Genomic DNA, 23198 nt, shown 5'->3' with positions numbered 1-23198 from the left:
AAATACGAGATATCGGTTGGGATACGTAATTCTACCAAACGACCCTCGCGGGGCATTCCGATAACCCCAAATTTTCCATTTAAATCAATCGCTTATGCGAACGGGTCGCATTTTCATTCACGCGCCGTTTCTGACATTTCCATGACAGAACGCATACATTCCGATCCCACGATACAAAAAAGCCGCGCTCCTGCACGGATACGCGGCTCTTTTCGAGGCAATGATTTAAACAGCCGTTTAAATCGAGAACTGTTCACGGTCCTTGCCGGCGATCCAGCGCGGCGGCTTGCCACGGCCCGACCACGTCGCGCCCGTTTCCGGATCGCGGTACTTCGCTGCCACGCCTGCGCGCGGACGACCGACCTTGCCTACCTTCGCGCGGCTGAGGCCGAGTTCGGCGAGCGAAAAGCCGTAGTCGGCAATTTTCTGCTTCACGTCATTCAGCACTTCGGCGTATTCGCGCGACTTCGCTTCTTCGATTTGCTTCTCCAGCTTCTCCCGCTGGGCCAGCAGGTCCTTGTAAGAAGACATAGTTTCCCTTTCGATATGACCAATGGCGCCGATCTGCTGCCGGCTCACCATTCATGAAATATTTGTGCCTCGGATTTTGAAGGCAGAGATTAGCACAAAAAAGATTTGATAGAAGCAGGATTCATGAAAATCCCGAGACCAATTGTAATTCACGCATGTCATTTTGACCGGCCACGGCCTTTTCTCAAATTTTTACGCGCTTGCATAGAGATTAGGACATTACCGATCCGGAAATAGGTCTATCAACATACGCAATTACCCGCATTCGGAAAAATCAAAGCTTTCATCCGGCGACATGTTTGCGAAAATCGTACGGCGCGTGACGCTAAACAGACAAAGCTGAATCCGCGGCCTCACGTCACATCCCGCGCGCAGGCCATCAACCGCTCGCGCAGCGCGCCGGCATCGCCGGGCACCGGGTCGAACGGCGTGCGCACACGGCGGCCGTCGCAGCGCCAGTCGGCGCCGTGGCGGTCGACGCCGAGCAGGTCGAGCCCGGCGCGGCGCGCAGCGCTCGAGTCGTATGCGTCCCACAACGCCCGTTCGTCGTCGAACCCGAGCGGCGGCAGCGCATCGAGGCCGGTGCCGTCCACCCAGCCCATCCGGCCGAATCCGCCGATATAGCGCAGCCGCTCGATCTCGAGCGCCCAGAACGTGAAATCGCCGAGCGCGAGATAGCGCGCGGCGTCGGGTTCGTAGCGCAGGTAGCGCGCGGCGACATGCGGCGCGTCGCCGAGCGGCACGAAGCGGCCGAGCAGCGTCGCGCGCTCGGCGTTCAGCACGTCGCCGTCCGGCGCGTCGACGACCAGGAAGCCCGCGCGCGGATCGGCGGCGAGGTTGCGTGTGTGCTCGGCGAGGCCGCTCACGAGAATCACGGGCCGATGATCCGCATCGGGTGCGAACGGCACGACCGTCGGATAGGGAAAGCCTTGCGGGTCGCGCGCGTGGGTCGCGAGCGTGCCGAGCGCGCAGCGATGCAGCAGGTGCAGGGCAAGGACGGGATCGATGTTCACGGTGACTCCTGCGTTCGGAAGGCCTGATGGCAAGGGTGGCGAAGGCGGGCCGCGCCGGAACGCGTCGGGCACGCCGCCTGCGCATCGATGTTACCCGCGGCGGCGGCTTGCCGGGCATCGGCCGGATGGCCGACGCGCCGCGTGAAGGCGAAGTGCGCGCCGATCACGACCGGCCGCACGGCCAGCGCGCCGGCAAGACCGTAAACGGTTCGATAGAATCGGACGAATCCGACGGGCGCGACGCGCCCGCGCATCGTCCATTCAAGAGCGTTCCGTGTCCGAATCCTCCTCCCGATCCTCGTCCGACTTTTCCGCGCCGCCCGACGCGCATCGCGTGCTGGCGTTGCCGGTCCGCCAGCGCGCACGCACGGCCACGATGGCGCTGTTCTTCGTCGCCGGCATGATGTACGCGTCGTGGGGCGTGCACGTGCCGACCGTGCGCGACAAGTTCGCGTTGAGCCCGGGCCTGCTGTCGATCGCGCTGTTCGCGGTCGCGGGCGGCTCGATCGCCGCGATGCTGACGATCGCGCGCTGGATCGCGCGCGTCGGCTCGCGCACCGCGTGCCTCGCGGGCGGGCTCGTGATGTCCGCCTGCGCGGCGCTGATCCTCGTGGTCCCCGATTACTGGATGCTGCTCGTCGTGCTCGCGCTGTTCGGCTTCTCGATGGCGACGCTCGACGTCGCGATGAATGCCGAGGCGAGCGCGGTCGAGATCGCGCTCGGCAAGCCGATCATGTCGTCGCTGCACGGGATGTTCAGCATCGGCGGGATGTCGGGGGCGGCGGCCGGCGGCGCGCTGCTGTCGGCCGGCATGGCGCCGGCCGTGCATCTCGCGCTCGCGGCGGCCGTCAGCGCCGCGGTGCTGCTCGCCGCGAGCCCGGCCGTGCTGCCGCACGTGCCGCATCACGAACACGCGCACGGCGGCGGCAACCGCTGGCGCTCACCCGCGCTGTGGATGCTCGGCGGCATCGCGCTGATCGCACTGATCGCCGAAGGCGCGATGTACGACTGGGCGACCGTCTACATGCGCGACGTCGTCGCGGCGAGCCCCGCGCTCGCGAGCGCCGCGTATGCGGCGTTCTCCGGCGGAATGGCGGTCGCGCGTTTCGCCGGCGACGCGGTGCGCGCGCGCTTCGGCGCGCCGCAGCTCGTGTTCGCGAGCGCGTCGCTCGCGTGCGCCGGGATGATCGGCGCACTGCTGCTGCCGAACCCGATCGCCGTGCTGACGGGCTTCACGCTGATGGGTCTCGGCCTCGCGAACATGATGCCCGTGCTGTTCGCCGCCGCCGCGCGCGTGAAAGGCATCCACGCGGCCGAAGGCCTCGCGCACGTGGCCGGGCTCGCGTATTTCGGACTGCTGTTCGGTCCGGTCGTGATCGGCGCGGTCGCGCAGACGGCGAACCTGACCATCGGGCTGGCGGTCGTCGCGCTGTGCGCGGCGCTCGTCGCGGCCGTCGCACCGAAGGTCCTCGCACACCTGAAGATCTGACCGCGCGGCGGGCGCGCCAAAAAGAAAGCGCGCCTGCGTTGCCGCAGGCGCGCTTTCACCCCTTCTGTCGACCGCTGTTCAGCTTACATCTTCACTTCGTCGAGCAGCGTCTTCTTGCCGCTCTTGTAGTTGTACAGCGAGATCACGCCGTGCTGCAGGTCGCCCTTCGAGTCGAAGGTCGTCGTGCCGATCACGCCCGAGTAGTTCGTCGCCGGCATCGCAGCGAGAATCTTCGCCGGATCCGTCGAGTTCGAGCGCTTCATCGCATCGACGATGATGTACACGGCGTCGTACGTGAACGGTGCGTAGATCTGGATCGGCTGGCCGAAGCGCTTCTCGTACTTCGCCTTGAACGCCGCGCCGCCCGCCATCTTCTCGAGCGAAGCACCGGCTTCCGAGCACACGACGTTGTCGGTCGCGTCGCCGGCCAGGTCGGCCAGCTTCTCCGTGCACACGCCGTCGCCCGCGAGGATCTTCGCGCGCAGGCCGAGCTGCTTCGCCTGTTTCGCGAACGGGCCGCCGGTGGCGTCCATGCCGCCGTACATGATCGCGTCCGGATTCTCGCCCTTGATCTTGGTCAGAATCGCGCGGAAGTCGACCGCCTTGTCGTTGGTCGCGTCGTGCGACATCACCTTCAGGCCGAGCGCCTTCGCCTTCTTCTCGAACTCGTTCGCGAGACCCTGGCCGTAAGCGGTCGAATCGTCGACCACCGCGACACTCTTGATGCCCTTCGAGTGCGCGTAGTTCGCGAGTGCCGGGCCCTGCTGCGCATCGGTCGCCACCACGCGATACGTGGTCTTGAAGCCTTGCTGCGTGTACGCCGGGTTGGTCGCCGACGGCGAGATCTGCACGATGCCCGAATCGCTGTAGATCTTCGAGGCCGGGATCGACGTGCCCGAGTTCAGGTGGCCGACCACCGCGACGACCTTGTCGTCGACGAGCTTCTGCGCAACCTGCGTGGCCTGGCGCGGGTCGGCCGCGTCATCCTGCGCGTCGAGTTGCAGCGTGATTTTCTGGCCGCCGATCGTGAGACCCTTGGCGTTGATCTCCTCGACTGCGAGACGTGCACCGTTTTCGTTGTCCTTGCCCAGGTGTGCAATACCGCCCGTCAAGGGCGCGACGTGGCCGATCTTGACGACTTGATCGGCGGCCGCGTTGCTTGCCGCTGCAACGCACAGCATCGCCGCTGCGGTGATAGGCAACAGCTTTTGCATCTTGATATTCATGTAAGTCTCCAGTTTCGGTCCCAATAAACGCCATCGCCCGGTGCCCCGCTGCCATCCCTGTGTTTGCATTCACTGGACGATTCGCCGGTTGCATCGTTCATGCACTTGGCCTCAAGCACGTGGGAAGCAACCGCTTTTAGCAGCCGCCCGCCCGTACTTGCGCGCAAGTGTAGGTGATCAAATTAATTTGTGGGACTTTTTTGGGGTAGTGGTAACACTACCGATACGGGCGCTTTGGAATGACTGCTCGAATGTCGCCGCAAGCCCCGCCGGATAAGGGTTTCCGCTAGTTCCACGCGGCCTCGCGAAAGGTTGATTTAAAGCATTCCCGTGTCATTTCGATTCGGTATTTTGTGCGCGGGATCATTGAATGAAACGTGCGTGACAACGCGCACGTTTCGCGCGCCGACGCGAGCCGCTCCGGCGGCCGTCGAATCGTTTACGCAGGCACCGCGCGCCATTCGGCGTCGAGCGCGTCGACGAGCTGCGACGTCGTCAGCGCGGCGTCGCGCCGCCTGGCGAGCGGCGCGCCCTGCCCGGCCCACAGCGACAGGTAGTCGCCGTCATTCGCGCGCGCGGCGGCCTGGCGCAGCGGCTGCGTCAGCGCGTTCTGCACCGGATACGGCGCGGCATCGGCCACGCGCTCGCCGAGCCGCATCATCAGCGCATTGCGCAAGCCACGCGCATGGCGGCCGGTGATCGCTCGCGTGACCTGCGTCGACGTATCGGCGCTCGCGAGCAGCCGCGCCTTCCAGTCCGCCGCGATCGCGCTTTCCGCACACGTCAGGAACGCGGTGCCGAGTTGCGCGCCCTGCGCGCCGAGCGCGAGCGCGGCGGCGATCCCGCGGCCGTCCATGATGCCGCCCGCGGCGAGCACGGGCAGCCCGGTCGCATCGACGAGCTGCGGCACCAGCGCGAGCGTGCCGATCAGCGCATCGTCGGCCGGGCCGATGAAGGTACCGCGATGGCCGCCGGCTTCGGCGCCCTGCGCGGACAGCGCGTCGGCGCCGGCCGCCCGCCACGCGAGCCCTTCGGCGACGTGCGTCGCGGTGCCGATCACGTAAGTGCCGGCGGCCTTCAGGCGCGCGACGTCGGCCGCGTCGAGCACGCCGAACGTGAAACTCGCGACCGGCACGCGCAGCGCGACGAGCGCGTCGAGCTGCGCGCGGAAGTCGGGTGCGTAACGCGCGGGCGCGCTGCCCGGCGGCAGCCCGAGCGTCGCGTTCAACGGATCGATCGCGGCGAGCGCGCGAGCGACGGTCGCCGCGTCGGGCGCGGCCTCGGGCAACACGAACAGGTTCACGGCGAACGGACGCGACGTCGCCGCGCGAATCGCGGCGACTTCGGTCGCGAGACGGTCCGGCTCGAACGCGCCGGCGCCGAGACTGCCGAGCGCGCCGGCATTGGACGCGGCCGCGACCATCGCGGCCGTGGTCGCGCCGACCATCGGCGCCTGCACGAGCGGCAGGCGCAGGCCGAAGCGTTCGGAAAACGGGGTGGAAAATGTACGGGCTGGCATGGCGAATCCTTCGGGGGCGATGCGCGAAAGCGCTTTGTAAAGGCCGACACTTCGACTCTATCGAAGCCGCCCGCCGCCGAAAAATGAATAATCGAGATCGAAACGATCGCTGCGCGAGAAGCGGGTTCGGCACGCGGGTTCGAGCCGCGCATACCCGGCCGGCGCGCCGCTTGCGCGCGCTGCAGCGTCCGGGGATTGGTGGCACACTGGGCCGCCTCCATTTCCATCCGCGGCGCGCATGTCGCGCGCCCGTTCGCCAGGAGTTCAAACGTGACAGCCCAATGGATCGACATCCCGACCGGTAACGACAGCTTCGGCGGCTATCTCGCGCTGCCCAAGCGCGGCAAGGGCCCTGCCGTCATCATCATCCAGGAAATCTTCGGCGTGAACGCGCACATTCGCGCGGTCGCCGACCAGTACGCGGCCGACGGCTTCGTCGCGCTCGCGCCGGACGTGTTCTGGCGCACGCAGCCGCGCGTCGAACTGACCTACGAAGGCGCCGATCGCGACAAGGGCATCGAGCTGATGAAGAAGACCGACGTCGGCCTCGCGGTCGCGGACATCGGCGCGGCCGCCGACGCGTTGCGCGCGCGCCCCGAAGTCGCCGGCAAGGTCGCCGCGATCGGCTACTGCTTCGGCGGCCAGCTCGCGTACCGCGCGGCCGCGGCCGGCAAGGTCGATGCGGCGGTCGCCTACTACGGCGGCGGCATCCAGAATGCGCTCGACCTCGCCGGCAAGATCACGCAGCCGATCCTGTTCCACTACGCGGAGAACGACCACGCGATCCCGCTCGCCGCCGTCGAGCAGGTGAAGGCCGCGTTCGCGGGCGGCCACAACGCGTCGTTCCACCTGTACCCGGGCGCCGAACACGGCTTCAACTGCACCGACCGCGCGTCGTACAACCAGCGCGCCGCGGCGCTCGCGCACGGCCGCACGCTGACGTTCCTCGCCGAGCACCTGTAAAGGCCGCCGGCGGCGGGTCCGGCGCGCCGGGCCCGCGTTATCCTCCTTTCATCGCCACGAGTCACAACGGGGGTGACCGCGATGCACTCGGACTATCTCGCGCATGACGCGATCGGCCTCGCCACGCTCGTGCGCGAACGCAAGGCGAGCCCGCGCGAACTGCTCGACGCCGCGATCGGCCAGGCCGAGGCGGTGAACGGCGCGATCAACGCGATCGTGCTGCAGGACTACGACGCCGCGCGCAAGCGGGCCGAGCAGGCCGGCGACACCGGCACCGACGCGCCGTTCGCGGGCGTCCCGTATCTCGTCAAGGATCTGGGCGCGGCGGTCGCCGGGCTGCCGCTGTCGATGGGCAGCCGGCACTACCGCTACTTCGCCCCCGCCGACGATTCGCCGCTGATCGCGCGCAGCCGCGCGGCCGGGCTCAACGTGTTCGGCAAGACCAACACGTCGGAAATCGGCCAGATGCCGTACACCGAACCCGAGCTGTTCGGCGCGTGCCGCAATCCGTGGGACATCGATCACACGCCCGGCGGCTCGAGCGGCGGCGCGGCCGCGGCCGTCGCGGCCGGCATCGTGCCGCTCGCGCATGCGTCCGACGGCGGCGGCTCGATCCGGATCCCCGCGTCGTGCTGCGGGCTGTTCGGCCTGAAGCCGAGCCGCAATCCGGTGCTGGTCGACCTGCCTTCGAACGGCGAGCTGGTCGTCCAGCATGCGGTGTCGCGCAGCGTGCGCGACAGTGCGCTGCTGCTCGACGTGACGACCGGCCAGACGCTGCCGCCCGGCGCGCCCGGCACCTTTCTGGGCGCGCTCGACGCGCCGCCCGGCCCGCTTCGGATCGGCCTCGTCGTCGACCCGATGCTCGCGCCGGCGCTCGCCGGCGACACACGCGCGGCGCTCGACGACGCGGCCGCGCTGGTCGAATCGCTCGGCCATCACGTCGAACCGGCGACGCTGCACATCGACTACGCACGCGCGGCCGAAACCTTTCTCACGCTGTGGGCGACGATCGCCGAGGAGCTGGTGCTGGGTGCGCGCGCGCTGACCGGACGCACGCCGAAGCGCGCGGAGTTCGAGCCGGCGACGTGGGCGATGGCCGTCGTCGGCAAGCGCGTCGCCCGCGCGCGCCTGCCGGACGTGCTCGAATGGCAGCGCCAGCTCACCGTGCAGGTCGCGGGCCTCGTGTCGCGCTACGACGCGATCCTGTGCGCGACGCTCGCGGGGCCGCCGGTCAAGATCGGCGAGCTGCAGCCGACGCCGCTCGAAGCCGCGCAGATGAAGCTGCTCGGCGCGCTGCCGGTGAAACCGCTGCTGCGCGAGATGCTCGCGAAGGCGTCGGAGAAGGCGTTCGCGTGGGCGGGCTGCACCGAGCTGTTCAACCTGACGGGGCAGCCGGCGATGTCGGTGCCGCTCTGGTGGAACGCGCGCGGGCTGCCGATCGGCGTGCAGTTCGTCGCGCGCCACGCCGACGATGCGTTGCTGCTGAAACTCGCGCGCCAGCTCGAACAGGCGCGGCCGTGGTTCGACCGGCGGCCGCCGCTGATGCAGGCGCAGCGCTGACGCCGGCGCGGCGGGCGGACCGGCCGACCGGCAGCGAAAAAAAAGCCCCGCCGGTTTTGCCGACGGGGCTTTTGACGCATGCAACCGCGTGATGACGCTTACATGGAGAGCCGTTCGCAGATCGTCCGCGTCGCGGCCGCCGCGTTCAGCGTATAGAAGTGCAGGCCCGGCACGCCTGCGTCGATCAGGCGCTGGCACAGGCTCGTGACGACGTCCGCGCCGAACGCACGGATCGCGTCGCGATCGTCGCCGAAGCTCTCGAGCCGGCGCGCGACCCAGCGCGGCACTTCCGCGCCGCACATTTCCGAGAAGCGCATCAGCTGCGAGAAGTTCGTGATCGGCATGATGCCCGGCACGATCGGCACGTCCACCCCCAGCTTGCGCGCATCCTCGACGAAGCGGAAATACGCGTCGGCGTTGAAGAAGTATTGCGTGATCGCGGAATTCGCGCCGGCTTTCACCTTGCGCGCGAAGTTCTCGAGATCGGCCTTCGGCGAGCGCGATTGCGGGTGGTATTCCGGATAGCCGGCGACTTCGATGTGGAACCAGTCGCCATGCTCGGCGCGGATGAAGCTGACGAGCTCGGACGCATAGCGCAGCTCGCCGACCGCGCCCATCCCCGACGGCAGGTCGCCGCGCAGCGCGACGATATGCCGGATGCCGTGCGAGCGGTACTGGTCGAGGATCGCGCGCAGGTTGTCGCGCGACGAGCCGATGCACGACAGGTGCGGCGCGGCCTCGAGGCCGTCCTTCTGCATGTCGAGCACGGTATCGAGCGTGCCCTGCTGCGTCGAGCCGCCGGCGCCGAACGTCACGGAGACGAATTTCGGCTTCAGCGGCAGCAGCTGCGCACGCGTCGCGCGCAGCTTCTCGACGCCCTCCGCCGTCTTCGGCGGGAAGAATTCAAACGAGAGTTCGATCGGTTTCATGATTCGCAAGAGTGGGCCCGGCCGTCAGCCGATGTCGCGCTGCCCGAAGATCAGCGCGGACAGCAGCCACGACACGATGCTGTACAGGATCGAACCGAAGAACGCCGACCAGAAACCCGACACCTCGAACCCTTTCAGCAGCGACGACGCGAACCAGAAGCACAGCGCGTTCACGACGAGGATGAACACCCCGAGCGTGACGATCGTGACGGGCAGCGTCAGCAGGATCAGCACCGGCCGGATCACCGTGTTGATCAGGCCGAGCACGACCGCGATGATCAGCGCGGTGCCGAAGCTCTTGATGTGGATCGACGGCACGAGGTACGTGATGATCAGCAGCGCGAGGGCGTTGATGACCCAGGTGAGGATGACGCTCATGGAGGGCTCCGGTTCGGTTGTCGATCTGGTCGATCTGGTCGGTCAATGCTCGGTGACCGCCGCCGGCCGCCGCGCGTGCCCGTGCAGCGGCGGACATGACGCGACGGCCGGCGATCCGGCACCGTGCCGCCGTACCGCGCCCGCCCGATGCGGGACGCACGCGGCACGGCGGCGGCGGCGCATCAGTAGCGGTAGTGGTTCGGCTTGAACGGGCCGTCCTTCTGCACGCCGATGTACGCAGCCTGCTCGTCCGACAGCACGGACAGGTTCGCGCCGATGCGCGCGAGGTGCAGGCGCGCGACCTTTTCGTCGAGATGCTTCGGCAGCACGTACACCTTGTTCTCGTACTCGTTGCCGCGCACGAACAGCTCGATCTGCGCGAGCGTCTGGTTCGCGAACGAGTTCGACATCACGAACGACGGGTGGCCGGTCGCGCAGCCGAGGTTCACGAGGCGGCCTTCGGCCAGCAGGATCACGCGCTTGCCGTCCGGGAAGATGATGTGGTCGACCTGCGGCTTGATGTTTTCCCACTGGTACTGGCGGGTCGACGCGACGTCGATTTCCGAGTCGAAGTGGCCGATGTTGCAGACGATCGCGTTGTGGCGCATCGCCTTCATGTGATCGTGGTTGATCACGTGGTAGTTGCCGGTCGCCGTCACGAAGATGTCGGCCTTGTCGGCCGCGTATTCCATCGTCACGACTCGGTAGCCTTCCATCGCCGCCTGCAGCGCGCAGATCGGGTCGATTTCGGTGACCCACACGGTCGCGCCCAGGCCGCGCAGCGACTGCGCGCAGCCCTTGCCCACGTCGCCGTAGCCCGCGACGACCGCGACCTTGCCCGCGATCATCACGTCGGTCGCGCGCTTGATGCCGTCGACGAGCGATTCGCGGCAGCCGTACAGGTTGTCGAACTTCGACTTCGTGACCGAGTCGTTCACGTTGAACGCCGGGAACGGCAGGCGGCCGTCCTTTTCCATCTGGTACAGGCGGTGCACGCCGGTCGTGGTTTCTTCGGTCACGCCCTTGATGTGCGCGAGGCGCGTCGAGTACCAGGTCGGGTCCGCGTCGAGGTGCTTCGCGATCGACTTGTACAGCGCGACTTCTTCCTCGTTGGTCGGCTTCGCGATCACCGAACGGTCCTTCTCGGCCTTCGAGCCGAGGATCAGCAGCAGCGTTGCATCGCCGCCGTCGTCCAGGATCATGTTCGCGAATTCGCCGTTCGGCCATTCGAAGATGCGGTGCGAGAACTCCCAGTATTCGTCGAGCGACTCGCCCTTGAACGCGAACACCGGCGTGCCGGCTTCGACGATCGCCGCTGCAGCGTGGTCCTGCGTCGAGAAGATGTTGCACGACGCCCAGCGGACATCGGCGCCGAGCGCCTTCAGCGTCTCGATCAGCACGCCGGTCTGGATCGTCATGTGCAGCGAACCGGCGATGCGCGCGCCCTTCAGCGGCTGCTGCGCCTTGTATTCGTCGCGGATCTGCACGAGGCCCGGCATTTCGGTCTCGGCGATGTTCAGTTCCTTGCGGCCCCAGCCTGCAAGCGCCATGTCGGCGACGATGTAATCGGTGGAAGCCTTGGAATCGATAATGGCGTTCATCACGCCCTCCTTTCTAAAAAAGTTCTAGAAATTGGTGACGTGAGCGCCGTTCAGGAAGCGGGGCCGGTGCGAATATCGCCGCACGGCTGCTTGGTGAAGCTTTCCGAGCCTGGCGGACGCAGGATGGTCCGTCGCAACGCTCCTCGGAAAACGGGAGGGATTGTAGCAAATCGGCGCGGGAAATGCGCGCCGCGCGCGGCATCGGCGCGCGTGGGCGCAATGAAAGGGTCAGTTCTCCGCGCCGACCCAAGCCTGTTCGCGCAACCGCGCGCGCAGGCGCGCGACGGCTTGGCTGTGCAGCTGGCACACGCGCGACTCGCTGACTTCGAGCACCGCGCCGATCTCGCGCAGGTTCAGCCCGCGCTCGTAGTACAGCGACATCAGCAGCTTCTCGCGCTCGGGCAGCCGGTCGATCGCGTCGACGAGCGCCTCGCGCAGGTGGTCGTCGAGCAGCGCCGACAGCGGATCGGCATGATCGACGCGATAGCGGTCGAGGAACGGCTCGTCGTCGGCCGCGCGGTCGAAATCCTCGTAATAGATGAGCTGGCTGCCGTGCAGGTCCTGCAGCATCCCCTGGTATTCGTCGAGCGGCATCTTCAGGTGCTGCGCGATCTCGGTCTCGCTCGCCGAGCGGCCGAGCTGCTGCTCGACCTGGTGCACCGCGTGCTCGACCTCGCGCGACGTCTTGCGCAGGCTGCGCGGCAGCCAGTCGTTGCTGCGCAGCTCGTCGAGCATCGCGCCGCGGATGCGCTGGGTCGCGTAGGTCTCGAACTGCGCGCCCTGGTCTTCCTTGTAGCGGCCGGCCGCGTCCATCAGGCCGATCATGCCGGCCTGGATCAGGTCGTCGAGGTCGACGCTCGCCGGCATCTTCGCGACGAGCTGCAGCCCCAGGCGCCGCACGAGCGGCGCGTATTGCGCGAGCACGTCGGCCTGGGTCATCTTTCCCTGAGCGTTGTACATCATGGCTCTCTCCTTGCGGTGGCGCTCACGCGGCGTGCGCCGCACCCGCCTCGTAAGACGGCTTGCCGCCCGCATGCACGGCGCGCCCCGCGCCCGTGCCCGGGCGCATCGGCCAGTACAGCAGGTCGGCGGCAATCTGCCGGTAATCGCGCGCGGCGGCCGACGACGGAAACGCGTCGACCGCGGTATGCATCAGGTCGCGCGCATGCTCGACGAGCGGATCGGCGTTCACGCAGCCGGCGTCGGCGATCGACACCGTCAGGTAGCGGCTCGCGACGCCCGCGAGGTTGTCGAATGCGGTCCTGGCGTCCGCGTGGCTGCCGACGTGATTGGTCAGCACGCGGAACTGCGCGACCGCGTGCGCGAAATGCAGGCGCTTCATGCACGCGTACGCCTCGGTGATCGCCTGCGCGGCAACCCGCGTGACGATCAGCACGTCGTGCGCCTCGCGCGCGAGCGCGGAGAACCCGCCGTCGGCGCCGAGCTGCGCGTCGACCAGCACGATGTCGGCCTGGCCGTCGACGAAGTCGCTCAGTTCCGTATCGTCGTAGCCGTCGCGTGCGAGCCGCGCGGCCGCGCACAGGCCGAAGCCGGCGGCGACGCGCGTGCGTTCGCCGTCGCGCAGCCACGCGCCCGCGAGCGTCGCCGTGGCCGACTGCACGTCGGCGCGCTCGTCGACGACGAGCACGTCCTTGCCGAGCGCGGTCAGCGCCGCCGCGAGGTTCACGACGGTGGACGTGCAGCCGACGCCCGCCGGCCCGCCCGTCACCGCGACGATGCGCGACGCGCGCCCGGCCAGCAGGCGCCGCAGCCCTTCGGCCTGATCGATGATCCGTTTATCCAAATCGCACCTCGTGCAGCTCGGCGGTGGAACGTGCGGTCAGTGCGGACAGCAGCGTCGGCATGTCTTCGTCTTGCGGCACGAAGGGCGAGCCGTCGCGCGGCACACAGAACGCGCTCTTCAGCAGGAATTTGGTCGACGCGACGTACAGGTTCTCCGGCACCTTCTGGCCGGTCGACACGTAGTGGACCGGCAGCTTGTAGCGGATCACCGTGTCGAGCACGCCGCCGAGGTGGGTCGCCTCGTCGAGCTTGGTCAGGATGCAGCCGGCGAGATCGGGATGTGCCGCGTGCGGATGGTCGGCCGCGCTGCGGTAGGCCTGGACGACCTCGTTGAGCGTGTCGCCGTGGCTCGTCGCGTTGAGCAGCAGCAGGCGCTGCACCGGCGCGTTCGCACCGTGCAGCATCGCGATCTGGTCGGACAGCGCGCGGTCGCGCTGGCTCATGCCGATCGTGTCGATCAGCACGATGTGCTTGTTGCGCAGCTCGGACAGCGCGAGCTCGAGATCGCCCGCATCCTTCACCGCATGCACGGGGACGCCGAGGATCTTGCCGAAGATGCGCAGCTGCTCGTGGCCGCCGATCCGGTAGCTGTCGGTGGTCAGCAGCGCGACCTTGCTCGCGCCGAAGCGCATCACGCAGCGCGCGGCGAGCTTCGCGGTGGTCGTCGTCTTGCCGACGCCGGTCGGCCCCATCAGCGCGAACACGCCGCCGCGCTCCATCAGCGCGTCTTCGCTGTCGAGCACCGGCAGGTTCGCCGCGAGTACCGACTGCGCCCAGTCGGCGGCCTGCTCGAAGGTCTGCGCGCCGTCGCCGGACGGCAGGTTGTCGACCAGCATGCGCACCAGCTGCGCGGAGAAGCCGGCCGAGAACAGGTGCCGGGTCAGCGCACCGTGCACCGGGCTGCGGCGCTGGCGGTCGTGCCACATCAGGCTGTCGAACTGCGCTTCCATCATCCCGCGCATCGCGCCGAGCTCGTGCATCACCGTGTCGTTGACGATGCTCTCGACGCGCGCCTTCACCGCGTCTGCCACCGCGGCGGCAGCCTCGGCGGACAGGCGCGTGCGTTCGGCCGGCTTCGCGGCGCCCGTTTCGCCCTGGCGGGCCGTCGCAGCGGCGGCCGGCGGCATCCGGCGCTCGGCGTCGCGCACGATGTCGCGCGCCCAGGCGGCCGGCGTCGCGGGTGCGGCGTCCTGCTGCGTGCGGGCCGGCGCTTGCGGGGCGGCCGGCGCGGCCTGCGCGCGGGCGATCAGCGCTTCGCGCTGCTGGGTCAGGCGTTTCGCGTGCTCGACGAGCCACGGCGCGGGTTCGGACGCTGCCGACGGCGTGCCGGCAGCGGTGATCGGCGCAACGGGCGCAGCCGATGCCGCGGCCGTTGCGTGCGCGTCGGCATCCGCGTCGAAGGCGGTCGGTTCCGCGGCCGGCTCCGTCGCTTCGGCGCGCGCGCCGAACACCGAGGAAAACACGTCCGGGAGCCCGCCCTCGCCTGCCGCATACGGATTGACGGCCGGGCGCGCGAGCCCGGCACCCGGGCGCGACACGATGCCCGGCACGGCTGCGGCCGGCACGGATTCCGGCGTGCGCGGCGGAAGGCTGCGCGCCCGGGCCGCGGCCGGCGGCGCGACCGCGGCGAGATCCGAATCGGCGAGCGCGACGATTTCGACACTGCCGTCATCGAGCGTGCGGTTCGACAGCACGACGGCGTCGGCACCCAGTGCCTCGCGCACGAGGCGGAGCGCGTCGCGGCTGGTCGCGCCGGTGAATTTGCGAATGTTCAAGCGGAACCCCCGATGACGTTAACGACTTTGATCGTGCGCGTGTCCGGCACTTCGGCATACGACAGCACTTTCAGTTGCGGCAGGCTGCGGCGCAGGAAACGCGCGAGCATCGCGCGCAGCGCGTGCTGCACCAGCAGCACGGGCGGCAGCCCGAGATTCTGTTGACGCAGCATCGCTTGCTGCGTGCCGGTCAGAAGGTTGTGCGCGAGGCCGGGTTCGAGGCCCGGGTTCGCGCCGGTGGCGAGCGCCTGCGACAGCACGCGCTCGAGATTCGAATCGAGGCCCATCACCTGCATCTCGCCCGCGCCCGGATACCACTGCTGCGTGATCGCCCGGCCGAGCGACAGCCGCACCGCGGCGGTGATCTCGTACGCGTCGCCGCGGCCCGCGTGTTCGGACACGGCCTCGAGGATCGTGCGCATGTCGCGGATCGGCACGCCTTCCTCGAGCAGGTTCTGCAGCACTTTCTGCAGCGTCGTCAGCGAGATCGTCTTCGGCACGAGGTCCTCGACGAGCGACGGCGCATCCTTGCCGGTGCGCTCGACGAGCGACTGCACTTCCTGGCGGCCGAGCAGCTCGGCCGCGTGCTGCACGACCAGATGGTTCAGGTGGGTCGCGACGACCGTGCTCGCATCGACGACCGTGTAGCCGTACACCTGCGCCTGCTCGCGCATCGCGACGTCGATCCACACGGCCGGCAACCCGAACGCCGGATCCTGCGTCGTGGCGCCCGGCAGCGCGGCCGTCACCTGGCCCGGGTTGATCGCGAGCCACTGGCCCGGGAACACTTCGCCCGTGCCGATCTCGACGCCCTTCAGCGCGATCCGGTATGCGTTCGGCCGCAGCTCGAGGTTGTCGCGGATGTGGATCACCGGCGGCAGGAAGCCGATTTCCTGCGCGAATTTCTTGCGGATGCTCTTGATGCGCTTGAGCAGCTCGCCGTCGCTGTTCTTGTCGACGAGCGGAATCAGTCGGTAGCCGACTTCGAGGCCGAGCGGATCGATCAGCTGCACGTCGTCCCAGGTCGCCTCGTGGCTGTCGCCCGGCAGCGCGGCGGGCGGTGCGATCTCGGTCACGTCGCCGGCCGCCACTCGGGCCGCCGCGCGACGCGTCTGCGTGCGGGCCAGCCAGATCGCGCCGCCGCCGAGCGCGAGGAACGCGACGTGCGGCATGCCCGGGATCAGCCCCATCAGCACGATGATCGCGCCGGTGATGTTGAGCACGCGCGGGTTGGTGAACAGCTGGCCGGTGATCTGCGTGCCGATGTCCTCGTCGGTCGCGACGCGCGACACGATCACGCCGGCCGCGGTCGAGATCACGAGCGACGGGATCTGCGCGACGAGGCCGTCGCCGATCGTCAGCAGCGTGTAGTTGGTGCCGGCCGCGGCGAAGCTCATGTCGTGCTGCACCATCCCGACGATCAGCCCGCCGATCACGTTGATCGCCATGATGATCAGGCCGGCGATCGCGTCGCCGCGCACGAACTTCGACGCGCCGTCCATCGACCCGTAGAACTCGGCTTCCTGCGACACGGCGAGGCGGCGCTTGCGGGCCTGCTCTTCGTTGATGAGGCCGGCGTTCAGGTCGGCGTCGATCGCCATCTGCTTGCCGGGCATCGCGTCGAGCGTGAAGCGCGCGGACACTTCGGCGATCCGCCCCGCGCCCTTCGTGATCACCATGAAGTTGATGATCATCAGGATCACGAACACGACGATGCCGACCGCGAAGTTGCCGCCGACGAGGAAGTGGCCGAACGCCTCGATCACCTGGCCGGCCGCGTCGGGGCCGGTGTGGCCTTCGAGCAGCACGACGCGCGTCGACGCGACGTTCAGCGACAGCCGCAACAGCGTCGAGAACAGCAGCACGCTCGGGAACGCCGCGAAGTCGAGCGGCTTCATCGTGTACATGCTGACGAGCAGCACCATCACCGACAGCGCGATGTTGAACGTGAACAGCAGATCCAGCAGCAGCGGCGGCAGCGGCAGGATCATCATCCCCAGGATCATGCAGATGAGGATCGGGCCCGCGAGCGCGCGCAGGTTGGTGCCCGCGAACGGGTTCGGGCGTTTGGCGAACAGGCCGGTGGTCGGGGTGCTCATGCTGCGTTCCCTTGCTTGCCGAGCGTGTCTTCGGCTTCTTCACGCTCGTCGTCGGCGGCGACCGACGACCCCTTGTCGAGGTCGGCCGGCACGTCGAGATCGACCGGCGCGGCCGGGAAGGCGCCGCCTTCCGAGCGGAAACGCTTGAGCTGGTAGACCCACGCGAGCACTTCGGCGACGGCCGAGTACAGCGAGCCGGGAATCTCGCGTTCGAGTTCGACGTTGTGATACAGCGCACGCGCGAGCGGCGGCGCCTCGAGCAGCGGCACGTTGTGCTCGGCCGCGAGTTCGCGGATGCGCGCGGCGACGAGGTTCACGCCCTTCGCGACGACCTTCGGCGCACGCATCTCGCCGTCCGTGTACTGCAGCGCGACGGCGAAGTGCGTCGGGTTCGTGACGACCACGTCGGCCTTCGGCACGGCGGCCATCATCCGGCGCCGCGCGATCGCGCGCTGCTGCTGGCGGATGCGGCCCTTCACGTGCGGATCGCCTTCGTTCTCGCGATGCTCGCGCTTCACTTCTTCCTTCGTCATGCGCAACTTCTTGTTGTACTGCCAGAGTTGGTAAGGCACATCGAGCGCGGCGACCACCAGCATCCCGGCGACCGTCGTGCCGCAGCACACGGCGACCAGATGCAGCGCATCGGCGAGCGCCGAGCCGAGCGGCTGGGTCGCGAGGCCGAGCAGCTCGTCCTTGCTGCGCCAGATCGCGATCCCGCCGATCCCGCCGACGACGAGCGTCTTCGCGAGCGACATCCCGAGCTGGATCGGCCCCTGGATCGAGAACATCCGGCCCAGGCCCGAGATCGGGTTCAGGCGGTCGAACTTCAGCTCGAAGGTCTTCTGCGAGATCAGCCAGCCGCCGAGCGCCATCGGCGCGAGCAGCGCGGCGAGGCCGGTGAGCGCCAGGATCGGCAGCAGCGCGGCGAGACCCTCGAGGCTCGCGCTGCCGGCCGCCGACAGCATCCGGTGCGGGTCGAACGCGGTGGCGCGGTCGAACGCGAACGCACCGCGCAGCATCGTCTGGAGGTGGGCGCCCGACGGACCCGCGAGCAGCCACGCGCCGTAGAACCCGGCCGCGAGCAGCGCGAACGAAGCCAGCTCGCGCGAACGCGCGACCTGCCCCTCCTCGCGCGCCTTCTCGCGGCGCCTCGGAGTGGCGGCTTCGGTTCTGTCGAGATCGCTCTCGTCTGCCACGGGGCCTCCAGTCGGGTACGGCGAAATGCCGTTCTCCAGTGACACCGATTATTCATGCGCTCGTCAAACGCCGATCGGTCGAGCAAAGCCGGGAAAGGGGGGTATTTCGAGGAATCGGGCGAGCGGGGGCGGCGGACAGCCGGCGGGCAGCCGGCGGGCGGGTGCGGCGCGCGGGGAGACGATGGAAACCGCGTTCGCGGGCACGGCGGCGCGGCGGCGCGGTGGCGCGGTGGCGCGGTGGCGCGGTGGCGCGGTGGCGTGGTGACGTGGTGACGTGGCGATGTGGTGATGTGGTGATGTGGATGAAGGTGTGACGCGGCGAAGCGGCGAAGCGGGAAATGGGGAAACGGTGAAGCGTGGGATCTGCCAAGCAGCCAAGCAGCGAAGCAAGGCAGCCGTGAAGCGATCGTCGGCCCGCCCCGACACGACGGCGTCGCGCGTCGCGCGTCGGGGGGGCGGCGCTCAGATCGCCGGAATCGGATCCGAGCCGAAACGGTTCGGGCCGTTGGTGCCGCGCGAGCACATCCACACGAGCAGCAGAATCCCGCGACGAGCGGAATGAGCGCGATCAGCAGGAACCAGCCCGAGCGGCCCGTATCGTGCAGGCGGCGGACGGTGACCGCGAGGCTCGGCAGCACCAGCGCGAGCGACACGACGGCCGCGACGATCATCAGCAGCAGCGAGATCGCGCTCGTGTCCGGCCCCACCATGGTGATCGCCTGGCAGAGGATCGACACGACGCTCGTGAGCAACGCGAAATACCAGTATTCCGCGCGGCGCGCGCGGCCCTCGAATTTCGCGTATTGATTGAGTGCGGCACGAACGGCTTCACTGAAACTCATCTTATTGCCCTCATGTTTTATATCGACGACCTCGGAAACAACGCGGGCATTATAAGTTTGAATTTCTTCGCATCGCATCCCCTTTCGCATGCTGACCGTCTCTCACGCCGTCTTTCGCATTACTGGAGCGGCCGCAGCGGCGGCGTGCCGTATCGCCAACGCGCATGTCACGTCATTTTTATAATCGCGACGACCTGACGTAAATAGCAGCAAGATAATCCACAACTTGATTACACCAGCGTGAAACGCATCTCGATCGATAATCGAAACGTTCGTTCTGCGCTGATTGACCGACCGGCCGGGAATATCGCCGGACGTCGCGCGCGCACGTCGAAAACGGCGCGTCCCCCGGCCGGCGTTCGCTAGCCGGCCGCCGCCTGCTGCAACGCGCCGAGATCGAGCTTCTTCATCTTCATCACCTGCGCCATCACGCGTTCGGCGCGTGCCGGGTCGCCCGCCATCAGTTCGGGCATCTGCACCGGCACCACCTGCCACGACACGCCGAAGCGGTCGCGCAGCCAGCCGCACTGCTGCGCGCGCTCGTCGCCGCCTTCGGCCAGGGCCGCCCAGTAGCGGTCGATCTCCTGCTGGTCGCGGCAGTTGACGACGAACGACACGGCCGGTGTGAGCGGGAACGCCGGGCCGCCGTTCAGCGCAAGAAACGCCTGCCCGTCCAGTTCGAACGACACCGTCATCACCGCGCCCTCCGCCTGGCCCGACGCCTGCGCGCCGGACTTGCCGTAACGGGCGACGTGCAGGATGCGCGCGTCGTCGAACACCGACACGTAGAAGCGGGCGGCCGCCTCGGCGTCGTGGTCGAACCACAGAAACGGCGTGATGCGTTGGATACGCTGGCTCATGGCGCTGTCTCCTCGATGTCGTGCCGGCACCGGTGCCGGCACCGGTGCCGGTGCCGGTGCCGGTGCCGGTGCCGGTGCCGGTCTTATATCGTAGGCGCTGGCGCAGCGTTCCCCGGGAATCCGCGACGAACCTAAAAAAAAGGGGGCGATCGCTCGTCCCCTTCCTGCTGCTGCCGTCCGTGCGCGATCAGAACGCGACGTAAGGCTGCGCGCCGCCGGTCGCGGTCCGGTCCATCCCGAAGTAAATCGTCTTGCCGTAGAAGTGCGGCATGCCGAGATCGAGCCAACCGGCCGCGCCGAACGGGCCGGCGATGTCGTTGAACGCGAACGTCGACGCATTCGCGAACAGCAAATCGGCGTTCGCGACGGGCATCGACACGCCGCCCGACTTCCCGTTCTGGCCGGTCAGCGTCGCCGTATAGGTGGTCGTCGACGACGGGCAGTAGAACTGCGTGTTGGTCGTACAGGCCTTCTGCGCCGAATCGTTGAAGAAGTACGCGTTCGAGCCCGTATCGAAGAACGCGGTCACGTTGCCGCCGAGGAACGTCGCACTCACGTCGCCCGTCGTCGTCGACGTCAGCACCGTCGACGCCCCCAGCGCATTGTTGCCCTGCGTGCCGATCCCGAACGTCAGCAGGCCCGTCGCGCTGCCCTGCCCGCTGCTCGAGATGTTCGGCATCTGCACGATCACGCCGTTGTTGTCGGTCGCGAAGCGATGGACCGGGTTGGCCACCTGCTGCGCGACCGGCACCAGCGCCACGGCGCAGCTCGCATTGCCGTTCGGGCACGCGTAGTAGTTGTTGGACGTGGCCGACGTCGACGTCGCACAGCTCGTGCCGCAATCGACCGGCGCCGGCCCGATGCCGAGGATGCCGTTCGCGCCGAGGTCGCTCGCCGTATTGGCCGACGTCCTGGCGCCGTTGTTCGAGCACGAGCTCGGCACGTTGGTCGTGCCGAGATCGCCGATGATCTGCACCGGCAGCGAACCCGCCTGCTCGGTACCGATCGACAGGTCGACGGTACGCACCGAACCCCACGTGAAGCTCGACACGAACTTGCCGCACTCGGCGACCGGCGCGCCGCCGCTCGTCGTCTGCGGCAGGTTGTTCAACACGCCCGACGACAGCGCGCTGCTGACGAGCCGCAGCCCGTACGACGCGGTGTCGACGAGCACGTTGTTGACCACCTGGCAGTTCGTCGTGCCCGGCACGCAGATCTTCACGTTGACGGTCGGGATGTTGATCACGTGCGCGACGCCGGTGCCGACCGTGATCACGGCCGTGTTCGCGGTATTGCCGTCCGATACGTTGGAGCCATTGCCGCCGCCGCTGCCGCCGCTGCCGCCGCCGTTGTCATCGCCGCCGCCGCAGGCGGTCACGAGCATGGCCGTCACGGCCGCGACGCTCAGCAGCCCGAGCCAGCGCCTGAAGGTACGAGGAATTCTCAAGATCGCTCTCCCGCTGTCACTGGATGTCGTTGCCGGTCAGCCCGGCAGGCAGCGCCGCCGGCAGCCATGCCTGGCCCGCGAAGGCGCCCATGTGGCCGCCCGTGCGGATCACGAGGCTGCTCGTGTCGACGGACACGGGCGCGCGCCAGCCGCGCGCCGCATGCGCCGCCTGGACGCCGGCGGTGTACTGCGGGAAATAGCTGCCGAGCAGCGACTCGAGATCCGGCATGCTCGGCCCGCGCCAGGCGAGGCCGAACACGGTGCCGGCCGCGCTCGCGTATTCGTGGATGACGGTGCCCGATCCGAGCGTGATCTCGCGGACGGTGTAGGCGGCCGCGCTCGCCTGCGCGCCGTCGGCGGAGCGCATCGCGCGCTGCAGCGCGCGCACCGTGGCGGCGTGATCGTCCGCCGGCGGCGACATCGGTGCGCCGCCCAGTTCGGCCTGTGCGTGGACGGCCCACAGCACACCCATTGCAGCCGTCGCGTGCGCGGCGGCCCAGCCCAAGCGTTTCAGCTTCACGTTCCCCCCCAAAGGGACTGGCTTCGTTGCCGGCGGTGCCGCCATCAGGCACGGCGCCGCGGGCCAACAAATCAAAGTCTTAAGAATGACGCTTCGTTGCTGCTGATGCGTAGTATGCCTGCGGAGTGTGTCGGAGTGTCAAATCAACAATGCATGACGCGGCGCAGCATGACGAGCGGCACGACCCGCGCGCGGGGGGCTCGGCGGGAGAGGCAGGGTGAAAGCCGCGCACACCGGGCGCTCCACGAACGGAAGCGGCCCGGTGGCGTGCGGTGCGGCATGGTCAGAAGCCGAGACTCGCGAGCAGGTCGTCGACCTGCGCCTGGTCCTGCACGACGTCGGACTTGCCTTCCGGTGCGATCTGCGGCCCGTTCAGCAGCGACTCGGGGCTGCCGGTCGCGCTGATCTGCTCGGCCGCGAGCGCGGCCGCGGTCGCCGCGAACTGCTCGCGCCGCTCGGGTGCGATGTTCTCGACGAGCACGGTGAGCAGCTGCTGCTCGATCAGATAGACCATGTCCATGATCTTCTTGATCACCTGCCCGGTCAGGTCCTGGAAATCCTGCGCGAGCATGATCTCGAGCAGCTGCGCGCTGGTCGCGGACGTCGCTTCGGGCAGCGCGCGCAGGAACGTGCGCGTGTCGTCCATCAGCGCGCGCACTTCCGTATGCTCGATCGGCGCCGCGTACCACTGCGCCCAGCGCGCGTCGAGCGCCTCGGCCTCGTTCTGGATGCGCGCCTGCACCGGCTTCGCGACCTCGATCGCGTTCAGCACGCGCTCGGCCGCCTGCTCGGTCATCGTCGCGACGTAGCGCAGCCGGTCGCGTGCATCGGGCACGGCTTCCGCCGCGCGCTCGACATGCTTGTCGAGCCCGAGCTCGCGCATCGAATCGCGCAGCGTGCGCGTGACGTGGCCGATGCGCGCGAGGATCCGGTCGCTCGCGTAATCGGCGCCTTCGGCGTGGCCGTCGGCGCTGAACGCAGCGCCGGCGAGCGCCGCATGGATCGGCTCGTTCACGTCAGCTCCCGGCCTTGGCCATCTTGTCGATGATCTTGTTCAGCTTCTCGTCGAGCGTCGCGGCCGTGAACGGTTTCACGACGTAGCCGCTCGCGCCGGCCTGCGCGGCCGCGATGATGTTCTCCTTCTTCGACTCGGCCGTGACCATCAGCACCGGCAGATGCGTGAGCGTCGCGTCCGCGCGGATTTCCTTCAGCATCGCGAGGCCGTCGAGGTTCGGCATGTTCCAGTCCGAGATCACGAAGTCGAAGCCGCCGCCGCGCAAGCGCGCGAGGCCGGCCGCGCCGTCCTCGGCTTCGTCGACGTTCGTGTAGCCCAGTTCCTTGAGCAGGTTGCGGACGATCCTGCGCATCGTCGGGAAATCGTCCACCACCAGGATTTTCATGCTCTTGTCCATCGTCGTTCCTTTGCAGATTCGTTACCGTCGGGGCC

21 protein-coding genes, 1 pseudogene and 1 riboswitch are annotated in these 23198 nt (G+C 68.2%); of the genes and pseudogenes, 3 read left to right on the top strand and 19 right to left on the bottom strand.

Annotated features, from left to right (window positions below):
- Window positions 1–237: 237 nt before the first annotated feature.
- The 3 genes from PL79_RS11350 to PL79_RS11340 form a co-directional block, all read right to left on the bottom strand.
- Entirely contained in the window at window positions 238–531 is a 294-nt protein-coding gene (locus PL79_RS11350) for an H-NS histone family protein (RefSeq protein ID WP_044846357.1), read from the bottom strand.
- Between the two features lie 353 nt (window positions 532–884).
- Window positions 885–1544: a HugZ family pyridoxamine 5'-phosphate oxidase gene (locus PL79_RS11345; protein ID WP_044846358.1), complete on the bottom strand. Its 660-nt coding sequence runs from the start codon at window positions 1542–1544 to the stop codon at window positions 885–887.
- Entirely contained in the window at window positions 1541–1798 is a 258-nt protein-coding gene (locus tag PL79_RS11340) for a hypothetical protein (RefSeq protein WP_044846359.1), read from the bottom strand. The genes PL79_RS11345 and PL79_RS11340 overlap by 4 nt, the downstream gene beginning before the upstream one ends.
- A gap of 20 nt (window positions 1799–1818) precedes the next feature.
- On the opposite strand from PL79_RS11340, the gene PL79_RS11335 reads away from it, so the two are divergent.
- Window positions 1819–3033: an MFS transporter gene (locus PL79_RS11335; protein ID WP_044846360.1), complete on the top strand. Its 1215-nt coding sequence runs from the start codon at window positions 1819–1821 to the stop codon at window positions 3031–3033.
- 83 nt (window positions 3034–3116) lie between these two features.
- Here the strand turns inward: PL79_RS11335 and PL79_RS11330 are convergent, their stop codons facing one another.
- Both PL79_RS11330 and PL79_RS11325 read right to left on the bottom strand, forming a co-directional pair.
- Window positions 3117–4259 (bottom strand): branched-chain amino acid ABC transporter substrate-binding protein, encoded by a 1143-nt coding sequence (locus tag PL79_RS11330; RefSeq protein ID WP_044846361.1) that lies wholly within the window; start codon window positions 4257–4259, stop codon window positions 3117–3119.
- Between the two features lie 439 nt (window positions 4260–4698).
- Window positions 4699–5778 carry an NAD(P)H-dependent flavin oxidoreductase gene (locus tag PL79_RS11325; protein ID WP_044846362.1) on the bottom strand — a complete coding sequence of 360 codons (1080 nt, stop codon included), beginning with the start codon at window positions 5776–5778 and terminating at the stop codon, window positions 4699–4701.
- 270 nt (window positions 5779–6048) lie between these two features.
- Here PL79_RS11325 and PL79_RS11320 point away from each other — a divergent pair, with 270 nt between their 5' ends.
- Both PL79_RS11320 and PL79_RS11315 read left to right on the top strand, forming a co-directional pair.
- A complete protein-coding gene (locus tag PL79_RS11320) occupies window positions 6049–6741 on the top strand; it encodes a dienelactone hydrolase family protein (RefSeq protein ID WP_044846363.1) in 693 nt (230 codons plus the stop codon).
- Between the two features lie 81 nt (window positions 6742–6822).
- Entirely contained in the window at window positions 6823–8301 is a 1479-nt protein-coding gene (locus tag PL79_RS11315; RefSeq protein ID WP_044846381.1) for an amidase, read from the top strand.
- Window positions 8302–8399: 98 nt separating this feature from the next.
- Here the strand turns inward: PL79_RS11315 and metF are convergent, their stop codons facing one another.
- The 14 genes and pseudogenes from metF to cheY form a co-directional block, all read right to left on the bottom strand.
- On the bottom strand, window positions 8400–9230 hold the full coding sequence (gene metF / locus PL79_RS11310) for a methylenetetrahydrofolate reductase [NAD(P)H] (protein ID WP_044846364.1): 831 nt from the start codon (window positions 9228–9230) through the stop codon (window positions 8400–8402).
- A gap of 24 nt (window positions 9231–9254) precedes the next feature.
- A complete protein-coding gene (locus tag PL79_RS11305) occupies window positions 9255–9608 on the bottom strand; it encodes a phage holin family protein (protein WP_006477367.1) in 354 nt (117 codons plus the stop codon).
- 182 nt (window positions 9609–9790) lie between these two features.
- On the bottom strand, window positions 9791–11209 hold the full coding sequence (gene ahcY, locus PL79_RS11300) for an adenosylhomocysteinase (RefSeq protein WP_044846365.1): 1419 nt from the start codon (window positions 11207–11209) through the stop codon (window positions 9791–9793).
- Between the two features lie 34 nt (window positions 11210–11243).
- Window positions 11244–11360, bottom strand: a riboswitch (S-adenosyl-L-homocysteine riboswitch).
- Window positions 11361–11437: 77 nt separating this feature from the next.
- Complete coding sequence (locus PL79_RS11295; protein ID WP_044846366.1) at window positions 11438–12172, bottom strand: RNA polymerase sigma factor FliA; 735 nt, start codon at window positions 12170–12172, stop codon at window positions 11438–11440.
- Between the two features lie 22 nt (window positions 12173–12194).
- Window positions 12195–13013, bottom strand: a complete 819-nt coding sequence (locus tag PL79_RS11290) for a MinD/ParA family ATP-binding protein (RefSeq protein ID WP_044846367.1) — start codon at window positions 13011–13013, stop codon at window positions 12195–12197.
- Window positions 13006–14787 (bottom strand): flagellar biosynthesis protein FlhF, encoded by a 1782-nt coding sequence (gene flhF / locus PL79_RS11285; protein ID WP_044846368.1) that lies wholly within the window; start codon window positions 14785–14787, stop codon window positions 13006–13008. Before flhF ends, PL79_RS11290 begins: the two co-directional genes overlap by 8 nt.
- Complete coding sequence (gene flhA, locus PL79_RS11280; protein ID WP_044846369.1) at window positions 14784–16886, bottom strand: flagellar biosynthesis protein FlhA; 2103 nt, start codon at window positions 16884–16886, stop codon at window positions 14784–14786. The genes flhF and flhA overlap by 4 nt, the downstream gene beginning before the upstream one ends.
- A complete protein-coding gene (gene flhB, locus PL79_RS11275; RefSeq protein ID WP_044846370.1) occupies window positions 16883–18082 on the bottom strand; it encodes a flagellar biosynthesis protein FlhB in 1200 nt (399 codons plus the stop codon). The genes flhA and flhB overlap by 4 nt, the downstream gene beginning before the upstream one ends.
- 572 nt (window positions 18083–18654) lie before the next feature.
- Window positions 18655–18924: pseudogene (locus PL79_RS36590) on the bottom strand (DUF805 domain-containing protein); the annotation flags it as partial.
- A 362-nt stretch (window positions 18925–19286) separates the two neighbouring features.
- A complete protein-coding gene (locus PL79_RS11265; protein ID WP_044846372.1) occupies window positions 19287–19784 on the bottom strand; it encodes a VOC family protein in 498 nt (165 codons plus the stop codon).
- A gap of 187 nt (window positions 19785–19971) precedes the next feature.
- On the bottom strand, window positions 19972–21231 hold the full coding sequence (locus PL79_RS11260; RefSeq protein ID WP_044846373.1) for a DUF3443 domain-containing protein: 1260 nt from the start codon (window positions 21229–21231) through the stop codon (window positions 19972–19974).
- 16 nt (window positions 21232–21247) lie between these two features.
- Window positions 21248–21751: a DUF2844 domain-containing protein gene (locus PL79_RS11255; protein WP_044846374.1), complete on the bottom strand. Its 504-nt coding sequence runs from the start codon at window positions 21749–21751 to the stop codon at window positions 21248–21250.
- 283 nt (window positions 21752–22034) lie between these two features.
- Window positions 22035–22766, bottom strand: coding sequence for a protein phosphatase CheZ (gene cheZ, locus PL79_RS11250; RefSeq protein ID WP_044846375.1), 732 nt, complete (start codon window positions 22764–22766; stop codon window positions 22035–22037).
- Window position 22767: 1 nt separating this feature from the next.
- The gene (gene cheY, locus PL79_RS11245; RefSeq protein ID WP_006754880.1) at window positions 22768–23163 is read right to left on the bottom strand and encodes a chemotaxis response regulator CheY; all 396 of its coding nucleotides are present in this window, start codon (window positions 23161–23163) and stop codon (window positions 22768–22770) included.
- Window positions 23164–23198: the final 35 nt, after the last annotated feature.

The sequence above is a fragment of the Burkholderia sp. USMB20 genome, from assembly GCF_000949135.2.
Taxonomy (GTDB): domain Bacteria; phylum Pseudomonadota; class Gammaproteobacteria; order Burkholderiales; family Burkholderiaceae; genus Burkholderia.
The sequence above is the reverse complement of the archived record's forward strand: the minus strand, read 5'-3'. Positions and strand labels throughout refer to the sequence as shown.